Below are 3,228 nucleotides of genomic sequence, written 5' to 3' on the forward strand. Positions count from 1 at the left end.
CTGGCGGGCCGGGATGCGCGCAAACGTGCCAGTGATTTGCCCGACGATGCAACGCCCGTCGGCATGCGACAAAGTAGCGCGACGGGCAACGATGAGTCGTCCTGATCGTGCGCCCGCGATCTCCAGGATTGAGCTGCGATGTCTTGGCTGCTGCGCTGTTTCACTAGCGCCGTCGTGATCACGACGCGGCGGACATCCGCGAATATCTGCTCCACGCCGCGATCACGACTGAGGCGTTCGCGCCTCGACCGGCACGGCCACGAGCAAGGAGCGCTCGATCGAGTGCGCGTTCTCCGTATTGACAACCTGGAGAACGACCATGACATCCTGGACATCAAGGGCTGCGATCATCGCACTGCTGTCGACGGCCACCGCTGCGCCGGCTTTGGCGCTGGACGGATTCTTCTCCGAGTCGGAGCCGTCGGCGTACCAATCCATGCACCCGGACCGTGATTTGTTGAACGGCGGCGAACTGACACCCGCGGCGCGCATGGGTGTGGCGCAACCGTTCAGCGCAGCGCGTGCATCCATGCTGGCCGACCGGCATTCGCGTCGTCGTCCGCGGCAGCGGTGATGATCGGCTCGGCGACCTCGCAGAGTCCGTCGTCCGTAGGGTGGGCAAAGCGGTCGCCGCAGGCGGCTGCGTGCCCACCGTCGGGCGGCGTGTTCGCGGCGAGACGGTGGGCACGGCGTCATCGCGATCGTGCGCGTGGAAAAGGTGGTGGCGCGCCTTTGCCCACCCTACGCGAACCTCTCAGCTCGCGTGCTCCTCGCGCTCGTGGATCACGCTGGCGCGGCCGACGATCAGGTCGTCGACATGGCCGATGCGCGAGACGTCCTTGCCGGCATAGGGCAGGGAGTGCAGCACGCAGCGCATCGCATTGAGCCGTGCGCGTTTCTTGTCGTCGGACTTGATGACGGTCCACGGGCAGTCGGCGGTGTCGGTGGAGAAGAACATCGCCTCCTTGGCGCGCGTGTAGTCGTCCCATTTGTCGAGCGAGGCGGTGTCGATCGGCGACAGCTTCCATTGCTTGAGCGGATGCGCCTCGCGCTCCTTGAAGCGGCGGCGCTGCTCCTCGCGGCTGACCGAGAACCAGAACTTGATGAGATGGATGCCGCTGCGCACGAGGTTGCGCTCGAACTCCGGCACCTGGCGCAGGAACTCGTCATATTCGGCCTGCGAGCAGAACCCCATCACGCGCTCCACGCCGGCGCGGTTGTACCAGGAGCGGTCGAACAGCACGATCTCGCCGGCGGTCGGCAGATGCTCGACATAGCGCTGGAAGTACCATTGGCCGCGCTCGACGTCGCTCGGCTTGTCCAGCGCGACGACGCGGGCGCCGCGCGGGTTGAGATGCTCCATGAATCGCTTGATGGTGCCGCCCTTGCCGGCGGCGTCGCGGCCTTCGAACAGCAGCACCAGGCGCTGGCGCGCGTCCTTCATCCAGTTCTGCAGCTTCAAGAGCTCGGTCTGCAGGATGAATTTCTGCTCTTCGTAGTCCTTGCGGTACATGCGGAATTTGTAAGGGTAGCCGCCGTGGCGCCAATTGTCGGCGAGCTCGTCGGAGGTGTGGCGCTTGTCGCGCTTGGTCTCGCGACCGTCGATCAGCGCCTTCATGAGCCTGGCGTCATCAGGGGCGGCGCCGTCGAGCATGGCCTTCACCGGGGCGCTGTTCGCATCGAGCCTTGGCGGTCCGTTCAGCACCGTCGCGAAGGCCGACAGCTCGGTGATCTGCGCGGCCTGCATCGATTCGTCGATCAGCGACTGCGCGACCGGATCGAGCGGCGCTGCGGACTGCTTGCGCGCGACGTGCGCCGTCGCGCTGGCGCGCTTGCTCTTGCCCGCGTTGCCCTTGGTACCCTTCGAGTTTGCCATGCGCGTCCGCCCCGCCTGTTGTTGTCGTGCAGAGATGTGAATCGATTTTTATCCGCCAAGCGCGCTGCGGCAGGTTGACCTGGATCAACGGGTCGCAGGCTTTGCGGGGAACAAGGCAGGGCGATACCGACACGCGCGCAACATTCATGCAACGGTCTCTACGACGGGCAGGGCTGCGGCTAATTTACTCCGTCATGCCCGGGCTTGACCCGGGCATCCACTCCTTCCCAGTGCTCGGAACGACGTGGATGGCCGGGACAAGCCCGGCCATGACGATGCCGTTAGAGCGGAGGACTGATCCGGACACATCGCTCGACGCGATCGAACGGCTCAAACGACGATCGACAGCCGCTTCGCGGCGCGGGTGATGCCGGTGTAGAGCCAGCGGGCGCGGGCTTCCTGGAAGGCGAAGCTTTCGTCGAACAAGACGACGTCGTCCCATTGCGAGCCCTGCGACTTGTGCACGGTCAGCACGTAGCCGTAGTCGAACTCGTCATAGGGCTTGCGCTGCTCCCACGGGATGTCCTCGATGCCGCCGGCGAAGCATTCGCCGCGCACCGAGACCTTGGTGACCTTGCGGCCGAAATCCTCTTCGGGCGCGACCCGCATGGTCACGATCTTCGACTTCGAGGTCGCGCGCGACTTCACCCGCCACAGGCCGCCATTGAACAGGCCCTTCTTGCGGTTGTTGCGCAGGCAGACCAGCTTGTCGCCGGCGACGGGCAGCGCGTCCTCGATGTCGAGGCGCTGGCGGAAGCGGTTGTTGTAGGCGCGGCGGGTGGCGTTGCGGCCGACCAGCACCTGGTCGGCCTCCATCACGCGCGACGGATCGAGCTCGCGGCGCTCCACCACCTCGCTCTCGCCGTAGCGGCCGATGTCGAGCGTGTTGCCCTCGCGCACGTCCATCGACATCCGCACGATCGGATCGTCCTGTGCCTGCCGGTGCACCTCGCTCAGCATCACGTCGGGCTCGCTGTCGGTGAAGAAGCCGCCGCCCTTGACCGGCGGCAATTGCGCGGGATCGCCGAGCACCAGCAGCGGGCAGTCGAAGGAGAGCAGGTCGCGGCCGAGATCGGCGTCGACCATCGAGCATTCGTCGATGATGATCAGCTTGGCCTTGGAGGCCGGCGCGTCGTCCCACAATTCGAAATTCGGCTGCTCCTCGCCGGTTTCCTGGGCGCGGTAGATCAGCGAATGGATGGTGGAGGCGTTGTCGCAGCCCTTGCTGCGCATCACCAGCGCCGCCTTGCCGGTGAACGCCGCGAACTTGACCTCGCCGTCGACCCCCTCGGCGATGTGGCGGGCCAGCGTGGTCTTGCCGGTGCCGGCATAGCCGAACAGCCGGAACACCT

The 3,228-nt window shown here is 65.9% G+C and carries 3 protein-coding genes; all 3 read right to left on the reverse strand.

What is annotated here, in order from left to right; translation table 11 throughout:
- Positions 1-222: 222 nt before the first annotated feature.
- Entirely contained in the window at positions 223-531 is a 309-nt protein-coding gene (locus BRAS3809_RS37715) for a hypothetical protein (protein ID WP_170323350.1), read from the reverse strand.
- Between the two features lie 223 nt (positions 532-754).
- Positions 755-1,876, reverse strand: a complete 1,122-nt coding sequence (gene ppk2, locus BRAS3809_RS29330) for a polyphosphate kinase 2 (protein WP_008965644.1) — start codon at positions 1,874-1,876, stop codon at positions 755-757.
- A gap of 330 nt (positions 1,877-2,206) precedes the next feature.
- Positions 2,207-3,228: ATP-dependent DNA helicase (locus BRAS3809_RS29335; protein WP_035659308.1), on the reverse strand; the 1,022-nt coding region annotated here is incomplete at its 5' end.

This window comes from Bradyrhizobium sp. STM 3809 (genome assembly GCF_000239795.1).
GTDB lineage: Bacteria > Pseudomonadota > Alphaproteobacteria > Rhizobiales > Xanthobacteraceae > Bradyrhizobium.